The organism is Bartonella sp. AA86SXKL (genome assembly GCF_042196885.1).
Genome location: NZ_JBHIRE010000248.1, coordinates 325 through 796 on the forward strand (window position 1 = coordinate 325; position 472 = coordinate 796).

The 472-nt window shown below is 37.5% G+C and carries 1 protein-coding gene; it reads right to left on the reverse strand.

Annotated elements, in window-relative coordinates:
• The coding region (locus ACFIO5_RS11305; RefSeq protein ID WP_375705457.1) for an SURF1 family protein at positions 1-360 on the reverse strand (360 nt) is incomplete at its 3' end.
• Between the last annotated feature and the right edge of the window lie 112 nt (positions 361-472).

Below are 472 nucleotides of genomic sequence, written 5' to 3' on the forward strand. Positions count from 1 at the left end.
ATTGTCGGCTGTTTGTAAAGGGGTCAAAACCCAGTAACCACTAGTATCTTGAGCAACAGCAGTGACCAAAATATTTTTATTGATCAAAAACTTTCCGGTGATCGCGACAGGTCGATACTCGTCTCTTTCAAAAGTAACATACGCCCATTGATCCTGAGGAGGGGCTTTAATGGGAGGTAAATGAACACGCTGATTAACATTGGTGATAAGGTTTGTTTTCCAGTTTAATCGTTGTACTTGCCATACACCCAGTGCACTAAAGAGAAGAAAAAAACATGTACATAATATGCCGAATAGAAGGGAAGAAAAATGGATATGTTTTTGTTGAAGCTCTGTCATGGAGGGATTTGTTTTGCTCATGATTAACGCTTCCTTTTACGATGGTAAACATTCTTTTAACACGATGAGTGTTAAAAAAAAACATTTTGTAAGTTTTTTATGAGAAGAGAGAGGAGAATGAGTCTATAAGGGA